This window comes from Sphingobium sp. UBA5915, from assembly GCF_002431195.1.
Taxonomy (GTDB): Bacteria; Pseudomonadota; Alphaproteobacteria; order Sphingomonadales; family Sphingomonadaceae; genus Sphingobium; species Sphingobium soli.
The window spans coordinates 1-23,353 of record NZ_DJDV01000079.1 but is presented as its reverse complement, the minus strand read 5'-3'; the positions used below and the strand labels follow the sequence as shown (position 1 = coordinate 23,353).

Annotated in this window: 23 protein-coding genes and 1 pseudogene; 14 read left to right on the top strand and 10 right to left on the bottom strand. The window is 61.7% G+C overall.

What is annotated here, in order from left to right:
• A partial coding sequence (locus B2V90_RS13380; protein WP_293921675.1) for a methyltransferase regulatory domain-containing protein occupies positions 1 to 1,018 on the top strand: 1,018 nt, incomplete at its 5' end.
• A 54-nt stretch (positions 1,019 to 1,072) separates the two neighbouring features.
• On the opposite strand, the gene tsf is transcribed toward B2V90_RS13380, so the two are convergent.
• Positions 1,073 to 1,999, bottom strand: coding sequence for a translation elongation factor Ts (gene tsf, locus B2V90_RS13375; RefSeq protein ID WP_228220802.1), 927 nt, complete (start codon positions 1,997 to 1,999; stop codon positions 1,073 to 1,075).
• Between the two features lie 129 nt (positions 2,000 to 2,128).
• Positions 2,129 to 2,887, bottom strand: coding sequence for a 30S ribosomal protein S2 (gene rpsB / locus B2V90_RS13370; protein ID WP_009822321.1), 759 nt, complete (start codon positions 2,885 to 2,887; stop codon positions 2,129 to 2,131).
• Positions 2,888 to 3,142: 255 nt separating this feature from the next.
• Between rpsB and B2V90_RS13365 the strand changes: the two genes are divergently transcribed.
• The gene (locus B2V90_RS13365; protein ID WP_228220887.1) at positions 3,143 to 3,376 is read left to right on the top strand and encodes a hypothetical protein; all 234 of its coding nucleotides are present in this window, start codon (positions 3,143 to 3,145) and stop codon (positions 3,374 to 3,376) included.
• A 3-nt stretch (positions 3,377 to 3,379) separates the two neighbouring features.
• On the opposite strand, the gene B2V90_RS13360 is transcribed toward B2V90_RS13365, so the two are convergent.
• Entirely contained in the window at positions 3,380 to 4,105 is a 726-nt protein-coding gene (locus B2V90_RS13360; RefSeq protein WP_228220886.1) for a CDP-alcohol phosphatidyltransferase family protein, read from the bottom strand.
• A 70-nt stretch (positions 4,106 to 4,175) separates the two neighbouring features.
• Entirely contained in the window at positions 4,176 to 4,910 is a 735-nt protein-coding gene (locus B2V90_RS13355; RefSeq protein ID WP_228220801.1) for a phosphatidylserine decarboxylase, read from the bottom strand.
• A gap of 155 nt (positions 4,911 to 5,065) precedes the next feature.
• Between B2V90_RS13355 and B2V90_RS13350 the strand changes: the two genes are divergently transcribed.
• The 3 genes from B2V90_RS13350 to B2V90_RS13340 all read left to right on the top strand — a co-directional run bounded on the left by B2V90_RS13350 (position 5,066) and on the right by B2V90_RS13340 (position 8,863).
• Positions 5,066 to 6,289: an NADP-dependent isocitrate dehydrogenase gene (locus B2V90_RS13350; RefSeq protein WP_228220800.1), complete on the top strand. Its 1,224-nt coding sequence runs from the start codon at positions 5,066 to 5,068 to the stop codon at positions 6,287 to 6,289.
• A gap of 97 nt (positions 6,290 to 6,386) precedes the next feature.
• Positions 6,387 to 8,000, top strand: a complete 1,614-nt coding sequence (locus B2V90_RS13345; protein ID WP_009822326.1) for a bifunctional GNAT family N-acetyltransferase/carbon-nitrogen hydrolase family protein — start codon at positions 6,387 to 6,389, stop codon at positions 7,998 to 8,000.
• 326 nt (positions 8,001 to 8,326) lie between these two features.
• Positions 8,327 to 8,863, top strand: a complete 537-nt coding sequence (locus tag B2V90_RS13340; RefSeq protein ID WP_228220799.1) for an AAA family ATPase — start codon at positions 8,327 to 8,329, stop codon at positions 8,861 to 8,863.
• A 96-nt stretch (positions 8,864 to 8,959) separates the two neighbouring features.
• Here the strand turns inward: B2V90_RS13340 and nagZ are convergent, their stop codons facing one another.
• The 4 genes from nagZ to B2V90_RS13320 form a co-directional block, all read right to left on the bottom strand.
• Entirely contained in the window at positions 8,960 to 9,973 is a 1,014-nt protein-coding gene (gene nagZ, locus B2V90_RS13335; protein WP_228220798.1) for a beta-N-acetylhexosaminidase, read from the bottom strand.
• A gap of 91 nt (positions 9,974 to 10,064) precedes the next feature.
• Positions 10,065 to 10,778 (bottom strand): SPOR domain-containing protein, encoded by a 714-nt coding sequence (locus B2V90_RS13330; RefSeq protein WP_228220797.1) that lies wholly within the window; start codon positions 10,776 to 10,778, stop codon positions 10,065 to 10,067.
• Positions 10,779 to 10,797: 19 nt separating this feature from the next.
• Positions 10,798 to 12,525, bottom strand: coding sequence for an arginine--tRNA ligase (argS, locus tag B2V90_RS13325; RefSeq protein WP_228220796.1), 1,728 nt, complete (start codon positions 12,523 to 12,525; stop codon positions 10,798 to 10,800).
• Between the two features lie 120 nt (positions 12,526 to 12,645).
• Positions 12,646 to 13,254: a hypothetical protein gene (locus tag B2V90_RS13320; protein WP_228220885.1), complete on the bottom strand. Its 609-nt coding sequence runs from the start codon at positions 13,252 to 13,254 to the stop codon at positions 12,646 to 12,648.
• Between the two features lie 164 nt (positions 13,255 to 13,418).
• On the opposite strand from B2V90_RS13320, the gene ispH reads away from it, so the two are divergent.
• The 3 genes from ispH to rnhA are packed head-to-tail and all read left to right on the top strand — an operon-like array spanning position 13,419 to position 15,860.
• On the top strand, positions 13,419 to 14,378 hold the full coding sequence (gene ispH, locus B2V90_RS13315) for a 4-hydroxy-3-methylbut-2-enyl diphosphate reductase (RefSeq protein ID WP_228220795.1): 960 nt from the start codon (positions 13,419 to 13,421) through the stop codon (positions 14,376 to 14,378).
• Positions 14,379 to 14,433: 55 nt separating this feature from the next.
• A complete protein-coding gene (gene thrB / locus B2V90_RS13310) occupies positions 14,434 to 15,417 on the top strand; it encodes a homoserine kinase (protein WP_228220794.1) in 984 nt (327 codons plus the stop codon).
• Complete coding sequence (gene rnhA / locus B2V90_RS13305; RefSeq protein ID WP_228220793.1) at positions 15,414 to 15,860, top strand: ribonuclease HI; 447 nt, start codon at positions 15,414 to 15,416, stop codon at positions 15,858 to 15,860. The genes thrB and rnhA overlap by 4 nt, the downstream gene beginning before the upstream one ends.
• A gap of 93 nt (positions 15,861 to 15,953) precedes the next feature.
• Here rnhA and B2V90_RS13300 read toward each other — a convergent pair whose 3' ends face one another.
• The gene (locus B2V90_RS13300; RefSeq protein WP_228220792.1) at positions 15,954 to 17,768 is read right to left on the bottom strand and encodes a DUF885 domain-containing protein; all 1,815 of its coding nucleotides are present in this window, start codon (positions 17,766 to 17,768) and stop codon (positions 15,954 to 15,956) included.
• Between the two features lie 203 nt (positions 17,769 to 17,971).
• Between B2V90_RS13300 and B2V90_RS13295 the strand changes: the two genes are divergently transcribed.
• The 6 genes from B2V90_RS13295 to grxD all read left to right on the top strand — a co-directional run bounded on the left by B2V90_RS13295 (position 17,972) and on the right by grxD (position 21,941).
• Positions 17,972 to 18,658, top strand: coding sequence for a glutathione S-transferase family protein (locus B2V90_RS13295; RefSeq protein ID WP_228220791.1), 687 nt, complete (start codon positions 17,972 to 17,974; stop codon positions 18,656 to 18,658).
• A 99-nt stretch (positions 18,659 to 18,757) separates the two neighbouring features.
• Positions 18,758 to 20,209: a 3-isopropylmalate dehydratase large subunit gene (gene leuC / locus B2V90_RS13290; protein WP_228220790.1), complete on the top strand. Its 1,452-nt coding sequence runs from the start codon at positions 18,758 to 18,760 to the stop codon at positions 20,207 to 20,209.
• A 109-nt stretch (positions 20,210 to 20,318) separates the two neighbouring features.
• Positions 20,319 to 20,924, top strand: coding sequence for a 3-isopropylmalate dehydratase small subunit (leuD, locus tag B2V90_RS13285; RefSeq protein ID WP_228220789.1), 606 nt, complete (start codon positions 20,319 to 20,321; stop codon positions 20,922 to 20,924).
• Positions 20,925 to 20,981: 57 nt separating this feature from the next.
• A complete protein-coding gene (locus tag B2V90_RS13280; RefSeq protein ID WP_228220788.1) occupies positions 20,982 to 21,305 on the top strand; it encodes a DUF1476 domain-containing protein in 324 nt (107 codons plus the stop codon).
• 14 nt (positions 21,306 to 21,319) lie between these two features.
• Complete coding sequence (locus B2V90_RS13275) at positions 21,320 to 21,553, top strand: BolA family protein (protein ID WP_009822342.1); 234 nt, start codon at positions 21,320 to 21,322, stop codon at positions 21,551 to 21,553.
• A gap of 55 nt (positions 21,554 to 21,608) precedes the next feature.
• Complete coding sequence (gene grxD, locus B2V90_RS13270; protein WP_009822343.1) at positions 21,609 to 21,941, top strand: Grx4 family monothiol glutaredoxin; 333 nt, start codon at positions 21,609 to 21,611, stop codon at positions 21,939 to 21,941.
• Positions 21,942 to 22,374: 433 nt separating this feature from the next.
• Here the strand turns inward: grxD and B2V90_RS13265 are convergent.
• Positions 22,375 to 23,353, bottom strand: a pseudogene (locus B2V90_RS13265) (cell division protein FtsH); the annotation flags it as partial.

Below are 23,353 nucleotides of genomic sequence, written 5' to 3'. Positions count from 1 at the left end.
CCGCCTGTTGAAGGAGGAAAGCAACCAGCCGAGCGGGGCTGTCATGCAGGCATCGATTGGTCTGTTTGACCGGTTGGCCGCAGGCGGGGCAAACAGCTTTCGCATTCTACCCGGCCTGAAAAGCCGGCTTGCCGCAGTAAAGCGTCAAGCGAGCAACCATCTGATCCACGAATATCTGCACGCAGGATGGCATCCGCTCTGGCATTCGGAGGTTGCAAAGGAAGTGGCGGGCGAGGGCCTGACGTTCGTCGGCACCGCCTCGCTCGCCGAAACATTGCTCCCCGGCGCGCTGCCGCCGCCCCTGCGCGCCACGGTCGAAGAACAGGTCAGCAGCGTTCTGCGTATCGATGTTCAGGATCTGGTGATCAACCAGTCCTTTCGCCGCGACGTTTTTCGTCCCTCTTCTTTATGGCCAACCCTTGCGGGCGATGTGGTGCCCGAAGGGAAAAAAATATATCTGCTAAAACCAGTGGAAGGGGATAGCCTGACCATCGCTACCAGCTTCAGCGAGATTATCCTGCAGGCCCCCGCCTATGCAGAGATTGTGTCCGCCCTCGACGCCGGCGGTCGGTCGGTCGGGGAGTTGCTGGCGCTGCCCGCGATGCGCAAGCAAGGCAGGTCAAACGCGCTGCAGATCATGGCCCTGCTCCTGCATGCGCGGATCGTGGGCGTAGGGCGAAGCGCACCTGCGCCGATCCGTGCGGTGCAGGGCCTCAACCGCTTCATCGCCGAAGAAGCATCGCGGGGACGCCGCTATGATCATCTTGCAGCCGCTTCGCTGGGATCGGCGGTGGTCGCGACGGCCGACGATCTGAGGCTGCTCGACGCATGGCTGGCCGCGAAGGGGCGCATCGACGCTAAGTCCCTGGCTGCAACATGCGCAGACAAGCCTATGGGGGATCAGGGCGCGCCGGCTGACGGTCAAACCGCCATCACACCGGACAGAGCGGCCGCCTTCCTTAACCAGACGCTGCCGCGATGGCGCAAGCTGGGCGCGGTCGCCCAGGGCCAGGCATGAAAAAAGGGGCACTCATGCGAGCGCCCCTTTCCATTTTTCGGTCAGGTCGGACGATCAGACGCCAGCAGCGGCAGCCACTTCGGCGGCGAAGTCGCTCACTTCCTTTTCGATGCCTTCGCCCAGCTGGAAGCGAACATAGCTCTTGAGCGTGATCGACTTGCCCGCATCCTTCGCCGCCTTGGCGACGACGTCGGCGACCGGGGTCTTGTTGTCCATCACGAACAGCTGGCTGAGCAGCGCCTGTTCCTTGGCGAACTTGGCGACCGCACCGTCGACCATCTTGGCGACGATTTCGGCGGGCTTGCCACTTTCCGCCGCCTTTTCAGCGGCGATGGCGCGCTCGCGCTCCAGCAGGGCCGGGTCGATATCGTCGGCCGACAGCGCCAGCGGGAAGGCGGCGGCGATGTGCATCGCCAGTTGCTTGCCGAGCGGCTCCATGACGTCGGCCGGCGCATCGCCTTCCAGCGCGACCAGCACGCCGATCTTGCCGAGGCCCGGCGCCGCGGCGTTGTGGACGTAAGGGACGACGACGCCCTGGCTTACTTCGACATGGCCGACGCGACGGACATTCTGGTTTTCGCCGATGGTGGCGATGTTCGACACCAGCTTTTCATTGACTGTGCCGCCACCGGGGTAAGCGGCGCTCGACAGCGCGTCGGCGTCGGCAGCGCCGGTTTCGAGCGCTACCGTCGCAACGGTGCGAACGAAATCCTGGAACTGGTCATTCTTGGCGACGAAGTCGGTTTCGCTGTTCACTTCGACAGCTACACCCTTGGTGCCGGCGACGGCGACGCCGACCAGACCTTCCGCGGCGGTGCGGCTGGACTTCTTCTGCGCGGCGGCCAAGCCCTTGGCGCGCAGCCAGTCGGTCGCGGCTTCCAGGTCGCCATTGGCTTCGGTGAGCGCCTTCTTGCAATCCATCATGCCTGCGCCCGAACGGTCGCGCAGTTCCTTGACGGCGGCAGCGGTAATCTCGGCCATGTTTCGGCTCCTAAGTTTCGATGTTTCAAACAGGCGGTATTTCAAATGCACAGGTATTTTAGATGCACACTAGGGCGCGTTCCGGTGGAGCGCGCCCTAGCCTGTCATGTTTGCAGTTGCGCGACGCTCTTAGGCTTCGGCGGCAACCTGCTCGACTTCGGGCTCGTCCAGAGCGCCGATATCGACGCCCGACGCCTGCTGCGCGCCACGGTTGCCCTTGGTGGCGGCGGCGGCGACGGCTTCGCAATAGAGGCGGATCGCGCGGCTGGCGTCATCGTTCGCCGGAACCGGGAAGGCGATGCCGTCAGGCGAAACGTTCGAATCGAGGATCGCGACGACCGGGATGCCCAGCGTATTGGCTTCCTTGATCGCCAGCTCTTCCTTGTTGGCGTCGATCACGAACATGACATCGGGGATGCCGTTCATGTCGCGGATGCCGCCCAGCGACAGTTCCAGCTTCTCACGCTCGCGCGTCATCTGGAGCACTTCCTTCTTGGTGAAGCCGTGGGTGTCGCCCGACAGCTTTTCCTCGAGGGTCTTCAGGCGCTTGATCGAACCCGAAATCGTCTTCCAGTTGGTGAGCATGCCGCCCAGCCAACGATGGTTGACGAAATGCTGGCCCGACTTGCGCGCAGCGTCCGCGATGGGATCCTGCGCCTGGCGCTTGGTGCCGACGAACAACACCTTGCCGCCGGCCGCGACGGTCGCCGACACGAAATCGAGCGCACGGCCAAAGAGCGGCACGGTCTGCGACAGGTCAAGAATGTGGATGCCGTTGCGCTCGCCGAAGATGTACGGCTTCATGCGCGGGTTCCAGCGGTGGGTCTGGTGGCCGAAATGGGCGCCAGCTTCGATCAATTGGTGCATGCTGACGACAGGGGTCGCCATAATCTTTCTCCTTCCGGTTGCTACCTCTGGGAATCGGGAACCGTCGCACGGCCTGAAAGGCCGGTCTGGCACCGGATATGGTGATTCCCATGTGGAATGGGCGCGCCTTTAACCGTGGCGCGAACAAAAGGCAAGGGTTGACACCTGCCTCATGCCAGAACATAAAGGGAACAGACGGAACAAATACGGTTAATAACTGTTCAGTCCGTCATAGTGAGACCTGCCGTGCAAATGGCAAGACGGAAAGTGACGATCATGTTCACGTTTGTTGCCGCGACCTTATTTTCTGCCGCGTTCCTAATGGCGGTTGGAACCATCATATGGATGGTTGCCGCCTATCATGACAAGATGGTGGCAGCCATTCTCTTCCAGCCTATCCCGCAAACTCCGCAGGTTTACCATATTCGCATTAATCGTCCCCGTGTGACGAATCGCCTGCGCGCGCCTGATACGCGTTCGTCAGCTGCCCACCCTCTTTCAGCCGCTTGATATTCAAATCGACGCAGTGACTTCCCGCTGCTTTCTGACGCGCGCATAGGATATGACGCCAAAGGGTATGAGCGCGACATATGTTGCGCACAATATGAGCAGGGTCAGCCAAGGGTCCGTGACCAGCAGCGCAGCCAGCAGACCGGCTACCGCGATTGCTTCGAGCCTGATCCGTTTGCGCAGGCGCAGGGCTGACCAGCTATAGGTCGCAATGCTCGATATCATCAGGAAGGCGGTGAATGCCGTCCAGGGCGCCACCACATACCACTCGCGGAAGATGTCGGCGCCTGTCACCAGCCATAGATAGAGCGGCACGAACGCCAGCCCCGCACCGGCCGGTGCTGGCACGCCGGTCAGAAAGCCCGCCGATTTGTGCGGCTGCTCATCCGCATCGATATTCGCATTGAAGCGGGCAAGTCGCAGCGCGCACGACAGCGCATGGGCCAAAGCGAAAATCCATCCAAATTTCGGCATCGCGTGCAGCGACCAGAGATAGAGGATCAGCGCAGGCGCCACACCAAAGGCGATCGAGTCTGAAAGGGAGTCGAGTTCCGCGCCGAAACGGCTTTCGCCCCGCAGCAGCCGAGCGATGCGCCCGTCCAGACCGTCCAGTACGCCTGCAAACAGGATCGACAGGACGGCCCGCTCCCATTCGCCGGATATGCCGTAACGCACGCCCGTCAGCCCGAAGCAAAGCGCCATCGCGGTCACTGCATTGGGCGCGACCATGCGCAGTGTGATGCCGCGACGCAATCCGCGCGGAATGGCCCTACGCTGGCGGCTCATGGCAGACCCGCCGTCACTGCTGGATACCTGGCACGACGCGGGCGTCGCCAATCTGGCCAAGGATGGTTTCGCCAGCCACGGTGCGCTGGCCCAGGATCACGCGCGGCGCGGTGCCGGCGGGCAGATAGACGTCAACCCTGCTGCCGAAGCGAATAAGCCCGATGCGCTGGCCCGCGGCCACCATGTCTCCCGGCTTGACGAAGGGCACGATGCGACGCGCGACCAGGCCCGCAATCTGCGTGAAGCCGATGCGCAGCCCGTCATGCCGCTCCACCAATATATGTTGCCGTTCATTATCCTCGCTCGCCTTGTCGAGATCGGCATTGAGGAACTTGCCCGAAATATAGACGACCGACTTGATCGTCCCGCCGATCGGCGTGCGGTTGATGTGCACGTCAAACACGCTCATGAAAATCGACACGCGAATGAGCGGCTGATCGCCAAGGCCGTCTACCCCCGCCATTTCGCGCGGCGGCGGCACGCGCTGGATCAGGGTGACGAGGCCATCGGCCGGTGCAATGATCGCGCCTTCATCCTGCGGCACGGCGCGGACGGGATCGCGGAAAAAGGCGAAAACCCAGATCGCCACCATCAGCATCAGCCAGCCGACAATGTCCCAGCCAACCAGAAACAGCACTGCGGTGATCGCCGCAGCGATCAGGCCGAACTTCATGCCTTCGGGGTGGACCGATGGCCAGCGCCATTTGACATTGCCGCCAGCGGCGATCGTGATTTCGTTATTTTCCATGGACTCGTCTTAGGCAGAGACTGATGCGCTGACAACGACCGATGCCGCCTATGGCTCCCCGCATCCCCCTGCGCGGCTTCCGCAGTTGAACATTGCCGCCGCTTTGCCTAGGGCGATGGCAAATTCCACCCGAGAGAAGAAAGCGAAGACGCGCTATGGCGAAGATCAAGGTGAAAAACCCCGTCGTTGAGATTGACGGCGACGAAATGACCCGGATCATCTGGGAATGGATCCGCGAGCGTTTGATCCTTCCCTATCTCGACATCGACCTCAAATATTATGACCTCTCGGTCGAGAAGCGTGACGAAACCAACGACCAGATCACGATCGATTCCGCCAATGCGATCAAGGAATATGGTGTCGGCGTCAAATGCGCCACCATCACGCCGGACGAAGCGCGCGTTGAGGAGTTCAACCTAAAGCAAATGTGGAAGTCGCCCAACGGCACGATCCGCAACATCCTGGGCGGCGTCGTCTTCCGCGAGCCCATCGTCATTTCAAACGTCCCGCGCCTCATCCCCGGCTGGACCAAGCCGATCGTCGTTGGCCGCCACGCCTTTGGCGACCAATATCGCGCGACCGATTTCAAGGTGCCTGGCGCCGGCAAGCTGCGCCTGGTGTTCGAGGGCGAAAATGGCGAGACGATCGACCGCGAAGTGTTCGACTTCCCCGGTTCGGGCGTCGCCATGGCGATGTACAATCTGGACGATTCGATCCGCGACTTCGCGCGCGCCTCGTTCAACTATGGCCTGAACCTCAAATGGCCGGTCTACCTGTCGACCAAGAACACGATCCTCAAGGCCTATGACGGCCGCTTCAAGGATCTGTTCCAGGAAGTGTTCGAGACCGAAGGCTTCGACCAGAAGTTCAAGGACGCCGGCATCGTCTACGAACATCGCCTGATCGACGACATGGTCGCCTCCGCGCTCAAGTGGAGCGGCGAATTCGTGTGGGCGTGCAAGAATTACGACGGCGACGTCCAGTCGGACCAGGTGGCGCAGGGCTTTGGCAGCCTTGGCCTCATGACCTCCGTCCTGCTCTCCCCCGATGGCAAGACGGTCGAAGCCGAAGCCGCGCACGGCACCGTCACGCGCCACTATCGCCAGCACCAGCAGGGCAAGGCTACGTCGACCAACCCGATCGCGTCGATCTTCGCCTGGACCGGCGGCCTCAAGTTCCGCGGCAAGTTCGACAACACGCCCGATGTCGTGAAGTTCGCCGAAACGCTGGAAAAGGTCTGCATCCAGACCGTCGAAAGCGGCAAGATGACCAAGGATCTGGCGCTGCTCATCGGCCCGGAACAGGCGTGGATGACCACCGAGCAGTTCTTCGAGGCGATCCGCGTCAATCTGGAAACCGAAATGGGCAAGTGGAACTGATCGTACCGCGTTCGGTTCAATACGCTAACGGAATGAGGCGGCGCCGGGCATCCGACGCCGCCTTTTTCTTTGTACATATGCGACAAGGAGGCAGTGCGTGACGACGACGGGCAAGAAGCGTTTGGAGGTCCGTGCGGCCGTTCCTTCGGATGTGCGGGGCATCCAGCGGTTGATCGCCCGCGCCTATCCCGGCATGCCCAATTATTCGCTGGCCACCATCCGCGGCCAGATCAACAATTTCCCCAATGGCTGCTTCGTCGCCCTCTATGACAGCAAGGTCGTCGGCTATTGCGCGACGATGCGCGTCAGCAAGGCGATGGCCTTTGCCCGGCATGATTGGGAGGAAATCACCGCTAACGGCTTTGGCACGCGGCACAGCGCGGCCGGCGAATGGCTTTATGGTTATGAGATGGCGGTCGATCCCAAACTGCGCGGCCTGCGCATCGGCCAGCGGCTCTATGACGAACGCAAGGAACTGGCGGAGGAACTGGACCTGCACGGCATCGTCATTGCCGGTCGCATGCCTGGCTATGCCAGAGCGAAGCGGCGCGCCGGCAGCCCGCAGGACTATCTGGACAAGGTCGTCACGGGAAAGATGCGCGACCAGGTCATCAGTTTTCAATTGAAGAACCAGTTTGAGCCGCTGGGCGTCCTCGAAAATTACCTGCCCGAAGACAAGCAGTCGGACGGCCATGCCGCGCATCTGGTGTGGCGCAACCCCTATGTCGACCCCGACGAAGCGCCCGAAATGCGGGTGCCGCGCGGCGTTGAAAGCGTCCGGCTCGCCACCTGCCAGTTGCAAGCGCGCGCGGTCGATGATTTCGATGAGTTCATCCGCAATATCGAATATTTCGTCGATGTGGCGGCGGATTACCGGTCGGACTTCATCATCTTCCCGGAACTCTTCACCCTGCCCCTCCTGTCGTTCGAAACCAAAAAGCTCTCGCCCATGGAGGCGATTGACAAGCTCACCAACTATACGCCCCGCCTGACGAAGGAACTGGGCCGCATGGCGCTGGAGTATAATATTAACATCATCGGCGGATCGCATCCGACGCGCGCGGAGGATGGCGATATTCAAAATATCGCCTATGTCGCCCTAAGGGACGGCTCGATCCACACGCAGGAAAAAATCCACCCCACCCCCAACGAAGCCTTCTGGTGGAATATCAAGGGCGGGGATTCGCTCGACGTGATCCAGACCGACTGTGGGCCGATTGGCGTGCTCATCTGCTACGACAGCGAATTTCCCGAACTGGCGCGGCGGCTGGTGGACCAGGGGGCGCGCATCATCTTCGTCCCCTTCTGCACCGATTCGCGCTTGGGCTATATGCGCGTGCGCTATTGCGCGCAGGCCCGCGCAATCGAGAACCAATGCTATGTGGTCATGTCCGGCAATGTCGGCAACCTGCCCAATGTCGACAATATGGACATCCAATATGCCCAGAGCGCAATCCTGACGCCCTGCGACCTGCCCTTCGCACGGGACGGCATCGCGGCGGAATCCACCGAAAATGTCGAGACGCTGACCATGGCCGACGTGAACCTGGCCGATCTCAGCTGGGCGCGGGCGGAAGGCACGGTGCGCAACTTGCGCGACCGTCGGTTCGACCTCTATCATATCGACTGGGACAGCAATCCCGACAATGGCCACGCGCCCAGCGGCGGACCGGTGCCGGCCGGCGGTCATAACGCACCGGGCGGTGGCTGAGGCGGAGCATTCGCGGTCGAGCACGGTCCGTCACCCCCGGCAAAAGCTGGGGTCGTGGGCGACGAAGCGATATACGCTTTAAATCCCAGCCTGCGCGGGCTGAGAAGTCGTGGACAGGCAGTGACGACCAGAAATAGCCCTTCGCCCAAGCTACGCCGAAGGGGGAATGTGCATACGGAGACGCGGAGGCCGTGCGGGATTTTTCGGCATATCTGCGTATTCGCGCGATTAAATATAGGCGCTCCGATGCGGAACAGGACCATCCGCTAGCCACCCAAGCCGGTTATTCCCGAACCACAATCCAATGCGACACGCCGAGATAGACGATGGCTGACCAATTTCACGTTATCACCGGCGGTCCTGGATCAGGCAAGACGACCCTAATTGATGCTTTGGCCGCAAGGGGCTTGGGCCGTATGCCGGAAGCCGGTCGAGCAATCATTCAGGATCAGGTCGATATTGGTGGTACTGCCTTGCCGTGGGCCGATCGTGAAGCTTTTGCGATATTAATGCTCGCATGGGAGATGCGGTCTTATCGAGAAGCTTTAAATGTTCCCGGTCCCGTAATCTTTGATCGCGGCATCCCCGACGTTATTGGCTACTTACGGCTATGCAGGTTGCCGGTGCCGGCTACCGCGCTTCGGGCGGCAGAGCAGCGGAGATATTCAAACAGAGTCTTCATTGCCCCGCCTTGGCCAGAGATTTTCAAACGTGACGCTGAACGAAAGCAGACGTTCGCAGAAGCCGAATCCACCTTTCATGCGATGGTCGATGCATACTCCGGCTTGGGCTATAGGCTTGTCATGCTGCCGCTCGCATCAGTAGCGGAACGGGCAAACTTCATTTGCGAGCAGATTGCCTAGTCATAGCATATCCATGATTTTTGGGACGGCAGCTATTGCTCTCCCAAACCCATTTTATGCCCAGCGACTTCCTACCCCTCCCCGTCATTCACCCAATCAAGCCGTCACCAGCTCCAACAACTGATCGCGCGTCGCCAGCAATTGCTCCAGCGGTGGCTGTTCACTCCCCCGCCTCACACTCGCCATGGCGCGGTCCAGCCGGGCGCGCGACGGGTGGCTGATCTCCGGCAGCTTTTCGGCGATACCGACCATATCCTCCATCCGCCCCCAGCAATTGAGCGCCAGATCACATCCGGCCGCGACCACGCCGGCGGCGAGGTCGGGGATCGTGCCTTTCAGCGCCTTCATGTCGAGGTCGTCGGACATCAACAGGCCGTCAAAGCCAATGCGGTCCCGAATGATCCCGCCGATCACCGCAGGCGACAGGCTGGCGGGCCGGTCGGCATCCCAGGCGGTATAGACGACATGCGCCGTCATCCCTATCGGCGCGCTGCGGAGCGTGTGGAAGGGTGCCAGGTCGCTTTCCAATTGCTCTGCATCTGCCGTGACGACCGGGAGTTCCAGATGGCTGTCCACCAGCGCGCGACCATGACCGGGCATATGCTTGACGATGCCGACCACGCCGCCAGCCGCCAGCCCCTCCAGCACGGCACGTCCTAGCGCGGCGACGCGCATCGGCTCAGCCCCCAGCGTGCGGTCGCCCATGATGTCGCTCGCCCCGTCCTGCCGCACGTCGAGTAGCGGCAGAGCGTCGACCGTGATCCCGACTTCCGCCAGAGTCAGCGCGATGGCATGGGCATTGGCATGGGCCGCGGCGATCGCGCTGGACGGGGCGACATCATAGAGCCTGTCGAAGATCGCTCCGGGCGGAAAGCTGGGCCAGACCGGGGCCTGCATCCGCGCAACGCGCCCGCCTTCCTGATCGATCATGATGAGCAGGTCCTCACGGCCATGGATCGCACGCAGATCATCCGTGAGCGCGCGCACCTGCGCCCGATCGACGATATTGCGTTTGAACAGGATGTATCCCGCCGGCTGAGCCTCGGCAAAGAAGGCGCGTTCGTCAGGGGTGAGGGTTTTGCCGGACAGGCCGAAAATGACGGGTTTCATGCCAGGATATCTAGCGTCAACCATCGCGCCTGTCGAAGCGCAAATGACGGGCCGGCTATAACCGGCGGTGCCGCCGGTCACGCCTTTCCCGTCAGTTGACGACCAGACAGCTTTCCCCTGCCACCTTCAACCGACCGCAGATTGTCGAGGCCTCCGCACCGGCGCTGGCTCGCAGCCGATAGACCGTGCCGCCACCGACCTCGGCCGATTCCACGGTCATCGCCAGCGGCGCCAGATAGGCGAAACGCTTTGACAGCCGACCCCAGGCGTCCTTGGCCCCCGATGCGCTGCCATAGGCGCCCAGCTGGATCGTACCGCCTGTTGCCTTGGCCTGCTTGACCGGTGCAGCCTGTTGCGACGTTTCATCAGTCACCGGCGCAGAAACGCTCTGCCCTGCCTTGGGCGCGACGGAAGGTTTGGCATTGCCCGGTGCGGGCGCAGTGCCGGTGATGGGCGCTTCGGGCACGCGGCTGGGGTCGATGCGCCCATCGCGCGCGACGCCCTCGCTTGCGGCAAAACTGGCGTCGCCTTCGCCGGCAAATTTGCGGGCGTCAGCCTCGTTCGCGGGAATCTTGTAATTGCCTTCGGGCGCGGCGATCAGTTCGCCATCGCCGCCCGCGCCATTGCGATTCTGCGCCCACCAGATGCCCGCGACGACTCCGCCGATCAGCAGCAGGCCGAGCAGGATCAGCCCGAGCATGCGAAGCGGCGAAATCCGCTCCTCCTCCTCATCGATTGCCGGCTCCAGCCAGGGCAGCCGATCGTCATCGTCCAGATCGAGTCGGCCCCGCGCATAATCGCCCATCGTCAGAATTTCCCGTCCATCACTGCATTTCGGTCAGCGCGGCCACGCCCATCAGCGCCAGCCCATTGCGGATAATCTGCCCTATTCCCTGCGCCAGGGAAAGGCGCGTAGCAGTCAGCGCCGGATCGTCGGCGCGGATGACGCGTGCGCCCGGATCGTCATTGCCCATATTCCACCAGCCATGAAATGCCGAGGCCAGATCATTGAGATAGAAGGCAATTCTATGTGGTTCGCGCGCTTGTGCCGCGCCTTCGACGACGCGGGGAAACTGCGCGGCGAGCTTGACCAGGCTCAGCTCCGCCGTCCCAAGTAGGGACAGGTCAGGCGCGGGCAGCGCGATACCAGCCTCTTCAGCGCGACGTCCGAGCGAGGCAATGCGGGCATGGGCATATTGGACGTAGAAGACCGGATTGTCCTTCGACGCCTCCACCACCTTGGCGAAATCGAAATCCATCTGCGCATCGGCCTTGCGTGTCAGCATGGTGAAGCGCACGACATCCTTGCCCACTTCCTGCACGACATCGGCCAAAGTCACGAAATTACCGGCGCGCTTGGACATTTTCACCGGCTCGCCGTCGCGCAACAAGCGGACCATCTGGATGAGCTTGACGTCGAACCGCGCCTTGCCCTCGGTAAGGGCGGCCACGGCGGCCTGGATGCGCTTGACCGTGCCGGCATGGTCCGCGCCCCAAATGTCGATCAGTTGATCGGCCGACTGCGCCTTCTGGAAATGATAGGCCATGTCGGCGCCGAAATAGGTCCATGCGCCGTTCGACTTCTTGATCGGGCGGTCCTGATCGTCGCCGAATTTGGTTGAGCGGAACAGCGGCAGTTCCACCGGTTCCCAATCATCGGGCAATTCGCCCTTGGGCGCTTCCAGCACGCCGTCATAGACTAGGTCATGCGCGCGCAGCCAGGCTTCCGCCTCGGCCGGCTTGCCCGCCGCCTGCAATTCCGCCTCCGACGAAAAAATATCATGGTGGATGCCGAGCAGCGCCAGATCACTCCGGATCATGTCCATCATCTTCGCCACGGCGAAGGTGCGGAATGTCACCAGCCAGTCGGATTCGGGCGCACCAGCGAAACGGTCGCCATATTCGTCAGCCAGCGCCTGGCCCACCGGGACCAGATAATCGCCGGGATAAAGCCCTTCGGGGATCGCGCCGACATCCTCGCCCAGCGCCTCGCGGTAACGCAGATGCGCCGACCGGGCGAGCACGTCCACCTGACCGCCGGCATCATTGATATAATATTCGCGGATCACCTTGTGCCCGGCATATTCGAGCAAGGTCGCAAGCGCGTCGCCGACCACCGCGCCCCGGCAATGGCCCATATGCATGGGGCCGGTGGGGTTGGCCGACACATATTCGACATTGACGCTGACGCCCTGTCCCAGAGCGGACCGACCATAGTCGGCGCCATCGGCATGGATCGCGGCCAGTTCCGCACGCCAGGTCGCGTCTGTCAGCGTCATGTTGATGAAGCCAGGCCCGGCGATCGCGGCGCTTGTCACCTCATCCAGCGCCTGAAGCTTGGCCACGATCGCTTCGGCCAGAGCGCGCGGGTTCGTGCCGGCCGGCTTGGCCAGCACCATCGCGGCGTTGGTGGCTAGGTCGCCATGGCTGGAATCGCGCGGCGGCTCGACGGTGACAGGTTTGCGATTGAGACCGGCGGGCAGAACGCCGTCAGCCTCAAGCGCGTCGAGCACGGCATCGAGATGGGCGGTGAAACGAGTGTAGAGAGACACGGGACAGTTCCTCGAAAAGCTAAAGACCCGTTCGGGCTGAGCCTGTCGAAGCCCTGCACTTTCTTGGACAAGAAGAACAGCCCATCGACAAGCTGAGGGCGAACGAAACTGAGTTCGCTCCTAGCGCGTGGCGTTATATCGAAGCTGATCCTGGGTCAGGTTAAAACCCACGAGCAGTTCGAAGCTGGTGCGCTGCAACGCCGCCTTGACATCGGGCTGGGCGAACGGGTCGATCGCTGCGTCGGCATCACCGGCCTTGCGCTTCTGGGTGATCTTCTGTTGGATTTCCGCCGGCAGGGTGGCCGCGCTCTTATTCACATAGGAACCGGCCTTGGCCTGCGCGCTGGCGCGATACTGACCCGGCGCGAAGTCCAGCGTCACCTGACCGATGCGCTTGGCAACCACGGCGCTACCGCCCTGCACCACCGCCGAGAAATAAGGGAGGACAACCTGCCGCGCCCCGCCGGCATCGGTGCGGCGGGCGTTCACGGTAAAGGTCGCTTCGGTGTAGAATTGGTCGCCATCCGCGCAGGTCGAACGCAGGTCAGTGATGTTCGCCACGACATCGATCGCCGATGCGTCGGTGCTATTTGCCGGGTTGAACACGGTGATGTCGCCGGTCTGCGCCGGGATCGCCGCCGTGGGGCAGGCTGATCGCACAGCGACGATGCCGCCTGTCGCGTCAATCTCGCCGCGCCGCGAGCAGCCTGCCAGAGCGAGCGCCAGCATGGCGGTCAGGGCGATCGAAGAAGTTTTCACAGGCAGATATTCCTTGGCGGGGCCGGAAGTGTCGCGCTTCCTTATCCATCCGCCGCCCGCCACGCAACTGCAAGCAAGGCGCTTTCGCGTCGCACCCCTTTCCTCCGCCGCGCCATTCGCCTAAGCGGACAGGCATGACGCACGCGCCTGAAGCTCTTCGCCCAATGACCCTTTTGATCGCCGCTCCTCGCGGTTTCTGCGCAGGGGTCGACCGCGCCATCGTCATCGTCGAGCGCGCGATCGAGAAATATGGCGCACCTGTCTATGTCCGTCATGAAATCGTCCATAACAAATATGTCGTGGACAGCCTGAAGGCCAAGGGCGCGATTTTCGTTGAAGAGCTGGATCAGGTGCCCGACGGCGTGCCGGTCGTCTTTTCCGCCCACGGCGTGCCCAAGGCCGTGCCGGAAAAGGCCCAGGAACGTGGCCTGGACTATCTGGACGCCACCTGCCCGCTCGTCAGCAAGGTGCATCGCCAGGCGGAACGGCAGGTCGCAAGCGGCCGGCATATCCTGTTCATCGGGCACAAGGGCCATCCCGAAGTGATCGGCACATTTGGCCAGGTGCCCGACGGATCGATGACGTTGATCGAAACGGTCGAGGATGTGACGCGCTTTGCGCCCATCGATCCCGACAATCTGGCCTTTCTCACCCAGACCACATTGTCGGTAGATGACACGGCTGCCATCGTCGCGGCGCTGCAAGAACGCTTTCCCTCCATTGCCGCGCCAAGAGGCGAGGATATCTGCTATGCGACCTCCAACCGCCAGACAGCCGTCAAGGCGATCGCCGGGCGATGCGACGCTCTTTACGTGATCGGTGCGCCCAACAGTTCCAATTCGCTGCGCCTGGTGGAAGTCGCCGAACGCGAAGGCACGCCCGCACGCCTGATCCAGCGTGCTGAAGAGGTTGATTTCGCCTGGCTCGATTCCATCGGCACATTGGGGTTGACGGCCGGCGCGTCCGCACCGGAAATCCTGGTGCGCGAAGTGGTTGAGCGCATCGCCACCCGCTATGACGTAACCGAGGAACAGGTCGAAACGGCGCGGGAAACCATTTCCTTCAAGCTACCACGCGGTCTGGAACATGCATAGGGCGCCAATCCGCCTGTCCGCGCCTATCTGCTTTCCCTATCAAGGCTGACCGCCCATGGCCGTTTACACCCATGTCCCTGCCGAAGACATCGACGTCTTTCTGGCGCGCTACGACGCCGGGCGGCTGGTGTCGGCCAAGGGGATCGCCGAGGGAGTCGAAAATAGCAATTACTTGCTCGAAACGACGGGCAGCACGGATCAAGGCGATGGCCAGCGGTTCATTCTGACGCTCTATGAAAAGCGCGTGGACGAAGCCGACCTGCCCTTTTTCATGGACCTGCTCGACCATCTGAGCGTGCGAGGTTGCCGCGTGCCGCGCTTCATCCCCGACCGCGAAGGCCGCCGCCTCCAGCATCTGGCCGGGCGCCCCGCGTGCCTGATCGAATTTCTGACAGGCATCAGCGTAACCGAACCGACCGTGGCTCAGGCCCAAGCGGCAGGCATGGCGCTGGGCGACTTGCACAAGGCGGCGCAGGGATTTTTGCTCGAGCGGCCCAACCGGCTGGATAAAAAGGGCTGGCATAGGCTGGCCGCGCGTTGTGGCAAGGATCTCGATCAGATCGAGACCGGCCTTGCGCAGCGTGTCAGCGACGAACTGAATTGGCTGGATGCGCATTGGCCCGAAGACCTGCCGCAGTCGGTGATCCACGCCGACCTGTTCCCCGATAATGTGCTGATGCTGGGAGAGCAGGTGACAGGCCTTATCGACTTCTATTTCAGCTGCACCGACATTCGCGCCTATGATTTGGCGGTGACGCACAGCGCCTGGTGCTTCAGCAATGACGGCAAAATCTTTTTTGGCGACCGGGCGGCGGCATTGGGCATGGGTTATGACCAAGCCCATGGCCTGACGCCGGCCGAGCGGGCCGCCTTCCCGATCCTGTGTCGCGGCGCCGCGCTCCGTTTTCTGCTGACGCGCGCCTATGACTGGATCAATACGCCAGCCGACGCGCTGGTGACGCGCAAGGATCCGCTCGCCTATCGGCGGCGGCTGGATTTTTATGCCGGCGCAAACGCAGCGGAGTTGCTGGGCGCATGAACGATCTTCCCCAGGTCGAGATTTTCACCGATGGCGCGTGCAAGGGTAATCCCGGCCCCGGCGGATGGGGTGCGGTGCTGCGTTTTGGCGACACGGAAAAGGAAATTTCCGGCGGCGAGGCGCAGACGACCAACAACCGCATGGAAATGACGGCGGCGCTTGAGGCGCTCAACCTGTTGAAAAAACCGTGCGCGGTGACGCTTTATACCGACAGCAAATATGTCATGGATGGCATCACCAAATGGGTGTTCGGCTGGCAGAAAAAGGGCTGGCGCACCGCCGACAATAAGCCGGTAAAGAATGTCGAGATTTGGCAGAACTTGGTCAAGGCAGCCGCGCGTCACCAGATGACATGGAAATGGGTGAAGGGCCATGCCGGCCATCCTGAAAATGAGCGCGCCGACCAGCTTGCCAGTGCAGCCGCCGAGACGTTCCGTCGCTGATATAGTGGGCGACCCTTCCTAGCGGCCCAGGAGCGTTGAAAGATGACCTGAGGGAGCCTCGCCGACGTAAGGCTCCATCAGATCATGTCTTTGTCAGGCGATGCCCGCGCGCCGGCGCACTGTCTGTTTTAATATGTCGAGGGGCATCGCGCCAAGCGTGAGCACTTCGTGGAACTGCTTGATGTCGAAGGCGGCACCCTGGCGCTGCTTGGCCTCCTCACGCAGGTCATTCCAGACGGTATGGCCGATTTTGTAGCTGCACGCCTGGCCCGGCCACACCGTATATCGATCAATCTCGCCCTGGCTTCGTCCGCGCGCGATGCCAGTCGTAGCGATCAGGAAGTCCGTAGCCTTTTCACGGCTCCAGCGTTTGGCGTGCATCCCTGAGTCAACCACCAGACGGGTCGCGCGGAACAGCAGCGATTGCAGATAGCCCACCTGACCCAGCGGATCGCCTTCATACATGCCCATTTCGTCGGCCAGCTGTTCTGAATAGAGCGCCCAGCCTTCCGAGTAACCGCTATAGCCACCGCGCCGTCGGATCAGCGGAATGGCATCGGACTCCAGTGCGACCGATACCTGAAGATGGTGCCCCGGCACGGCCTCATGATGGGTCAGCGTCGCGAGGCCGAATTTCGGCCGATCGAACGTGTCACGCAGGTTGATATAGTAGATGGCCGGACGTGAGCCATCGAGAGAGGCGTTCTGGTAGTAACCGCCCGGCGCGCCCGCCTGGATCGTCACCGGCACGCGGCGCACCTCAACTGGTGCCTTGGGCAGCGTATTGACCGAAAAGGCTTCGGGCAGACGCTTGCTCATGGCAATGATCTGGCGATTGAGCTGGGCCAGCAAGGCCTCACGGCCCGGGTCGGTGTTGGGATAAAGCTGGTCAGGTCGCTTGTTGAGCGCCACCAGCCGCTCGCCCACGCTGCCCTGGGTCATCCCCTCGCCTTTCAGGATGCCGTCGATCCGGCTGCTGATCTGCGCAACCTGATCGAGGCCAATGCGGTGAATTTCATCGCCGGTCAGCTTGGTCGTCGTCGCCGCCTCCGCGGCGTTCGCGTAGAATTGCTCGCCATCGGGCAAACGCCAGCAGCCTGCATCATGCACCGCCTTTGCCCGCAAATCCTTAACCAGCGCACGCTGGCGATCGACGGCGGGGAAGATGCTTTCCGCCACGATCTTCTCGGCCTGCGCCGCGCGCTCTGGCGGCAGGCCTGCATCTTTGAGTTTCTTGACGAAAGATGTGACGAGCACCGTCTGCGCCGCTGGCTGGTCGCGCAAAGCAGCCTGCATCTTCATTGTCGTGTCGAGAATATAGTCGGGTGCGAAGACGCCACGGGCGGCGTCAGCTTTCTGCCGTTCCAGTTCGCCGTCCATCGCGGCCGGAAAGGCCTCCAGGCGCGACAGATAGGCGTCGGCATCGGCAGCATCCTTCACCCGATGCTGCGAATCAAGGAAATCGGGAATTTCGCGATAGCTGCCGGTCAGCTGTGAAAGAATATAGGGTGCGTAACGGCCCATGGTTTCCCCATAGCCAAATTGTTCGCCGCCCAGCGTCCGATCGAACTGATAGGACAGAACATCATAATCGAGTTGGCTGGAGTCGCTGAGTTTCGAACGATCGACGCTGGCAAGCCGTTGCGCCTGCGCCTTCACGCGCGCCATGTCCTTGGCCACGCCAGCAGCGCTGGTATCGCTCAGTTGCCCACGCAGAGCGGCGCGCGGCCCGGTGTCGAGGCCAAGACGCGTTGCGCTTTCCGGCGACGATTCGAGCCGCTCATAGAAAAACTGGTCGAGCATGGCGCGGAATTGCGTGTCGGCGCTGCTGGTTTGCGCAAAGAGATTGGGCGTGGCCGCAGCAATGGCGCTGGCGCCGCTGGTGGCGAGAAATTGGCGTCGGTTCACGACTGGACAACTCCATATTGGGGAGGAAGCGACACAAATGCATCGCCTGGGGTGCCATCCTTGTGCCGTTGGATCAGGCATTTGGCTAGGGGCGTAGCCCATGCAAACATGATCCGCTGCCCGAAGGTCCGAATGGTTACGGCTATATCGGGCTGTGCCGATCCGCTATGCCGTCCCCAACAAATGCACCGGAGCATCGCGTCATGACCTACACGCTCATCACCGCAAATCGCAATTACAGCAGTTGGTCGCTGCGCCCATGGATTTTGATGCAGGCGCTGGGCGTGTCGTTCGACGATCGGATCGAGCCGTTCGTGGCCGCCAGCAACTACGCGGCCTTCCGCAGCTTTTCACCCACGGGCCAAGTGCCCGCGCTGATCGATGGCGATAGGACTGTCTGGGATTCCCTTGGCATCACACTTTACCTCGCCGATCGCCACGCCGGCGTCTGGCCGGCGGACGAAGCAGCCCGCGCCTTTGCCCAATGCGCGGTGGCCGAAATGCACAGCGGATTTGCCACACTGCGCAGCGATTGCCCGATGAATGTGGGTGTGCGGGTAGAGCCGCATATCCATTCCCCCGCACTGGGAAGGGATATCGCCCGCGTGCGCGAATTGTGGGAACAGGGGCTGGAGCGGTTCGGCGGGCCTTTCCTGGCAGGCGCAACCTTCACCGCGATCGATGCCTTTTTCGCTCCCGTCGCATTCCGGGTGCGCAGCTATGGCCTTGATGTCGGTCCGGCAGCACAGAAATGGGTCGATCATATGCTGAGCCATCCCGCGATGAAGCAGTGGGAGATGGAAGCTCTCGCCGAAACCTGGCGCGAGGAAAGCCATGAGGCGGAGATCGGCAGCGCGGGCAGGATCATCGCCGATTATCGGGACGGATGACAGCGGCGTAACTTTCTTGCCGCTCCCTGGGCAAAAACAGGGTAATTCGGTCGCATTCCCCCTTTTCCCTTTGGCGGGAGGGGTCTAGGGGGAAGCATCATGGTTAAGCCTCGCACCCTTTATGAAAAAATCTGGGACGCGCACATTGTCGAGCGACGCCCCGATGGCACCTGCCTCATCTATATCGATCGTCACCTCGTCCATGAGGTGACAAGCCCGCAGGCGTTTGAAGGGCTTCGACTGGCCGGTCGCAAGGTGCGTCGTCCCGATCTGACGCTGGCCGTGCCCGACCATAATCTGCCCACCACGCCGCGCCGGGATGCAGCAGGCAATCGTATTCCGATTGCCGATCCGCAAAGCGCGCAGCAACTTGCCGCGCTGGAACGCAATGCACCGGAATTTGGCGTCCGCCTGATCGGCGACGCGGACCCTGAACAAGGGATCGTGCATGTCGTCGGCCCGGAACAGGGTTTTACCCTGCCGGGCACCACATTGGTCTGCGGCGACAGCCACACCAGTTCGCACGGCGCGCTTGGTGCCTTGGCTTTTGGTATCGGCACCAGCGAGGTCGAGCATGTGCTGGCGACGCAAACCTTGCTGCTCAAGCAGTCTAGGACCATGGAAGTGGTGGTCGAAGGCGAACTCGCCCCCGGCGTTACGCCCAAGGATGTGGCGCTGGCGATCTGCGGTGCGATCGGCACGGCGGGTGGAACAGGCCATGTCATGGAATATCGCGGCTCGGTTTTCCGCGACATGTCGATCGAAGGGCGGCTGACCGTCGCCAACATGTCGATCGAAGCCGGCGCGCGTTCCGGCCTGTTTGCGCCTGATGACAAGACTTTCGCCTATCTGAAAGGTCGACCGATGGCCCCTGCGGGGGCGGATTGGGACGCCGCCGTCGCCTATTGGAAAACATTGGCCACCGACGAAGGCGCCTCCTTCGACAAGACGGTTGTGATCGACGCCGTCGATATCGTGCCCACCGTCACCTGGGGCACCAGCCCCGAAGACGTCGTGGCCATCACCGGTATCGTTCCCGACCCCGCCAGCTTCCAGGATGCCGCCAAGCAGGATGCGGCCCGCAAATCGCTGGATTATATGGGCCTTACCGCCGGGCAGCGTATGCAGGACGTTCCCATCGAACATATCTTCATTGGCAGTTGCACCAACAGCCGGATCGAGGATCTGCGCGCCGCCGCCGCTTTGCTGAAAGGCCGTCATGTCGCGCCCGGTATCAAGCATGCCATGGTCGTGCCCGGATCGGGCCTGGTCAAGGCGCAGGCGGAGGCCGAAGGGCTTGATCGCATATTCCTGGAGGCAGGCTTTGAATGGCGCGAGCCTGGCTGTTCCGCCTGTCTGGGCATGAACCCTGATAAAGTGCCGGCCGGTGAGCGCTGCGCGTCCACCAGCAATCGCAATTTCATGGGCCGCCAGGGACCGGGGTCACGCACGCATTTGGTTTCGCCCGCCATGGCCGCCGCCGCCGCCATCAAGGGGCGGCTGACCGATGTTCGGGAATTGATGACGACAGAAAAGGGGATGGTCGCATGAAGAAGATTTTCTGGCTGCTGACAATGGGCGCATTGGCCAGCGCGGCGATGGCCGCGACGCTGGGCCGCGCCGAAGACACGCCGGCGTCTGAGGTTCAGAAGGCGAACTGATGGACAAACTGACCACGGTCGAAGGACGGGCCTATCCGTTTGGAATGAAGAATGTCGACACCGACATCGTCATTCCCGCCCATTGGCTCAAGACGATTTCGCGCAGCGGCCTTGGCGAAGGTGCATTTGAAGTGTTGCGCAAGGAACCGGGCAACGTTTTTGACGATCCCGACTATGCCGGCAGCCCGATCCTGATCGCTGGCGACAATTTCGGATGCGGGTCCAGTCGCGAACATGCCGCTTGGGCGTTGGCGGACCTTGGCATCAAGGTGGTGATTGCGCCCAGCTTTTCTGATATTTTTTCGGGCAACGCGTTCAAGAACGGCATTTTGACGGTCGTCCTGCCGCAAGAAGCGGTCGATCGTCTGATGCAGGTTGCGAAGACCGATCCCATCCATATCGATCTGGAAGCGCAAAGCGTCACCACGCCTTTTCAGGACCGCTTTCACTTTGAAATTGATCCTTTCCGCAAACATTGTCTGCTCGGTGGGCTGGATGAAATCGGCCTGACATTGGGACAGGCCGACAATATCGACAGCTATGAAGCGCGACAAGCGCAGGAACGGCCCTGGATCGCCCCCTACCCTGCTCGGGCCGTTGCGTAATTCGCTGCTTGTCCGTATCACATTTTCGCAACAGGCCATCCAACGGGGCATAAACACATGACCACCTTCGACGATCGCGAAAAAGCGTTCGAAAATATGTTCGCGCATGATCAGGAGATGGAGTTCCGGATCCAGGCGCGCCGCAACCGGCTTCTTGGCGAATGGGCCGCAGCGAAGATGGGCCTGACGCCCGAAGAAACCGACGCCTATGCCAAGGCCGTCGTCCAGGCCGACTTTGAAGAAGCCGGCGATGAAGATGTCATTCGCAAATTATTTGGCGACTTGACGCAAGCCGGGATCACCATAGACGAAGCGGGCGTACGCGCGGCGTTGGAAGAACAGGCGGTGATCGCCCGTCGTATGTTCATCGAAGCACAGTAAGGGGCGCGACGACGATGCCCATGGCCGCTGATGATATTGCGCAGATGATTCGGGCTGCGATTCCCGATGCCCAGGTTGAAATTACGGACTTGGCAGGCGATGGCGACCATTATGCTGCGCGCGTCGTGTCGGAAAGTTTCCGGGGGATGAGCCGGGTCGCGCAACAGCGCGCGGTTTATGCCGCCCTTGGCGGGCGCATGGGCGGTGTTCTCCACGCCTTGCAACTGACGACAGCGGTTCCCAACTAACGCAGGGTAAGAATGCGCCCGACAGGGTCGCGACAGAAAGAATTGGATGACTATAATGACCGACGCCGTGCAGCAGCGGATCGCGCAGATCGTAAGTGGCCATGATGTGGTGCTGTTCATGAAGGGCACCCCGCTCTTTCCCCAATGCGGTTTTTCCAGCCGCGCTATCGCCATATTGGAGCATCTGGGCGTGGGCTACGAGACGGTCGACGTGCTGCAGGATCAGGCTATCCGTCAGGGTATCAAGGCCTATTCCGATTGGCCGACGATCCCGCAGCTGTACGTGAAGGGCGAGTTTGTCGGCGGCAGCGACATTATGATGGAAATGTATGAAGCCGGCGAACTTAGCCAGCTCATGACTGACCAGGGCGTCGCTCCGGCCAACTGAACGGCGATGGGATATATTTAAAGAGGCGGTCCGCGACGCGGGCCGCCTCTTTTGTACCGGTCATATTCGAAACCTGTGGTTGCGTTCTTCGCCTGCCCCAATGTCCGCTCTGGAGCCGTCCAGGATGCGCCTTTCCACAGAGGAAGTCGCCCCTTCATCCCGCTAATTGTGGCGGTTGCGGATCGCCTCGTCGGTGAAGAGATCGCCGGCAAAAGCTTTATGCAGTCCGCATGACGCGTTGCGGTTCAAGGCCGGCGCGTGCATTCCCTCCTTACATTGCGCTCCCTTTCACCCCGGACGCTTACGAATAAGAGCCGGCAGCGCGCAGCGGTGGTCAAATGACAAGCGGCGTCGTTCTCACGACGCTGGCAAAATGGCACAAGAAAAGGCGCGACCTCACGGCCGCGCCCTTATTATTCATGCGCTGTTTAGCTTATGCGCCAGCAGGCTTAGGATCGCCAAACGGACCTTTGCGCTTGCGGATCCGGGGTATGGACGAACCAACCGCCGGGATGACCGAAGGCTTGATCGTGGTGCCGTCGTCTCGCGTGATCTCGCCCTGCTCGAGCAGCGTCTTGATCTCTTCGCCGGTCAGCGTCTCATATTCCAGCATGGCATTGGCGAGAAGGTGCAACTGGTCCTCATGACCTTTCAACAGGTCCTGCGCGCGGGCGTAGCCCTGCTCGACCAAACCGCGTATTTCCTTGTCGATCAGCTTGGCCGTCTCGTCCGACATATGCACGCGCTGGCTTTGCGAATAGCCGAGGAAGGTTTCCCCCTGCTGTTCTTCATATTGCAGCGGGCCCAGCTTGTCGGACATGCCCCACTGGGTCACCATGTCGCGGGCCAGCTTGGTGGCATATTGGATATCGCCCGAAGCGCCCGATGACACCTTGTCATAACCGAAGATGATTTCTTCGGCCACGCGCCCGCCCATGGCGACGGCCATGTTCGCATGCATCTTGTCGCGATGATAGCTGTAGCTGTCACGTTCGGGCAGGCGCATGACCATGCCCAGAGCGCGGCCACGCGGAATGATGGTCGCCTTATGAATCGGGTCGGAGGCGGGTTCATGCATCGCGACGATCGCATGGCCCGCTTCATGATAGGCGGTCATCTTCTTTTCGTCGTCGGTCATGACCATCGAGCGACGCTCGCTGCCCATCATCACCTTGTCCTTCGCGGCCTCGAACTCGTCCATGGCGACCAGGCGCTTGCCCCGCCGAGCAGCCATCAACGCCGCTTCGTTGACCAGGTTGGCCAGGTCCGCGCCCGAGAAACCCGGCGTGCCGCGCGCGATGGTGCGGGGGTCGACGTCCGGGGCAAGCGGAACCTTCTTCATGTGCACGGCGAGAATCTTTTCACGGCCATCGATGTCGGGACGCGGCACCACGACCTGACGGTCGAAACGG

Excerpts from the sequence above, each read along its gene's own strand:
- rnhA (WP_228220793.1), top strand. The coding sequence starts at position 15,414 with ATGAACGATCTTCCCCAGGTCGAGATTTTCACCGATGGCGCGTGCAAG.
- tsf (WP_228220802.1), bottom strand. The coding sequence starts at position 1,999 with ATGGCCGAGATTACCGCTGCCGCCGTCAAGGAACTGCGCGACCGTTCG.
- thrB (WP_228220794.1), top strand. The coding sequence starts at position 14,434 with ATGGCCGTTTACACCCATGTCCCTGCCGAAGACATCGACGTCTTTCTG.
- B2V90_RS13320 (WP_228220885.1), bottom strand. The coding sequence starts at position 13,254 with ATGCTGGCGCTCGCTCTGGCAGGCTGCTCGCGGCGCGGCGAGATTGAC.
- B2V90_RS13355 (WP_228220801.1), bottom strand. The coding sequence starts at position 4,910 with ATGGAAAATAACGAAATCACGATCGCCGCTGGCGGCAATGTCAAATGG.
- nagZ (WP_228220798.1), bottom strand. The coding sequence starts at position 9,973 with ATGAAACCCGTCATTTTCGGCCTGTCCGGCAAAACCCTCACCCCTGAC.
- B2V90_RS13360 (WP_228220886.1), bottom strand. The coding sequence starts at position 4,105 with ATGGTCGCGCCCAATGCAGTGACCGCGATGGCGCTTTGCTTCGGGCTG.
- B2V90_RS13340 (WP_228220799.1), top strand. The coding sequence starts at position 8,327 with ATGGCTGACCAATTTCACGTTATCACCGGCGGTCCTGGATCAGGCAAG.
- B2V90_RS13330 (WP_228220797.1), bottom strand. The coding sequence starts at position 10,778 with ATGGGCGATTATGCGCGGGGCCGACTCGATCTGGACGATGACGATCGG.
- leuC (WP_228220790.1), top strand. The coding sequence starts at position 18,758 with ATGGTTAAGCCTCGCACCCTTTATGAAAAAATCTGGGACGCGCACATT.
- leuD (WP_228220789.1), top strand. The coding sequence starts at position 20,319 with ATGGACAAACTGACCACGGTCGAAGGACGGGCCTATCCGTTTGGAATG.
- grxD (WP_009822343.1), top strand. The coding sequence starts at position 21,609 with ATGACCGACGCCGTGCAGCAGCGGATCGCGCAGATCGTAAGTGGCCAT.
- rpsB (WP_009822321.1), bottom strand. The coding sequence starts at position 2,887 with ATGGCGACCCCTGTCGTCAGCATGCACCAATTGATCGAAGCTGGCGCC.
- B2V90_RS13350 (WP_228220800.1), top strand. The coding sequence starts at position 5,066 with ATGGCGAAGATCAAGGTGAAAAACCCCGTCGTTGAGATTGACGGCGAC.
- ispH (WP_228220795.1), top strand. The coding sequence starts at position 13,419 with ATGACGCACGCGCCTGAAGCTCTTCGCCCAATGACCCTTTTGATCGCC.
- B2V90_RS13280 (WP_228220788.1), top strand. The coding sequence starts at position 20,982 with ATGACCACCTTCGACGATCGCGAAAAAGCGTTCGAAAATATGTTCGCG.
- B2V90_RS13275 (WP_009822342.1), top strand. The coding sequence starts at position 21,320 with ATGCCCATGGCCGCTGATGATATTGCGCAGATGATTCGGGCTGCGATT.
- B2V90_RS13365 (WP_228220887.1), top strand. The coding sequence starts at position 3,143 with ATGTTCACGTTTGTTGCCGCGACCTTATTTTCTGCCGCGTTCCTAATG.
- B2V90_RS13295 (WP_228220791.1), top strand. The coding sequence starts at position 17,972 with ATGACCTACACGCTCATCACCGCAAATCGCAATTACAGCAGTTGGTCG.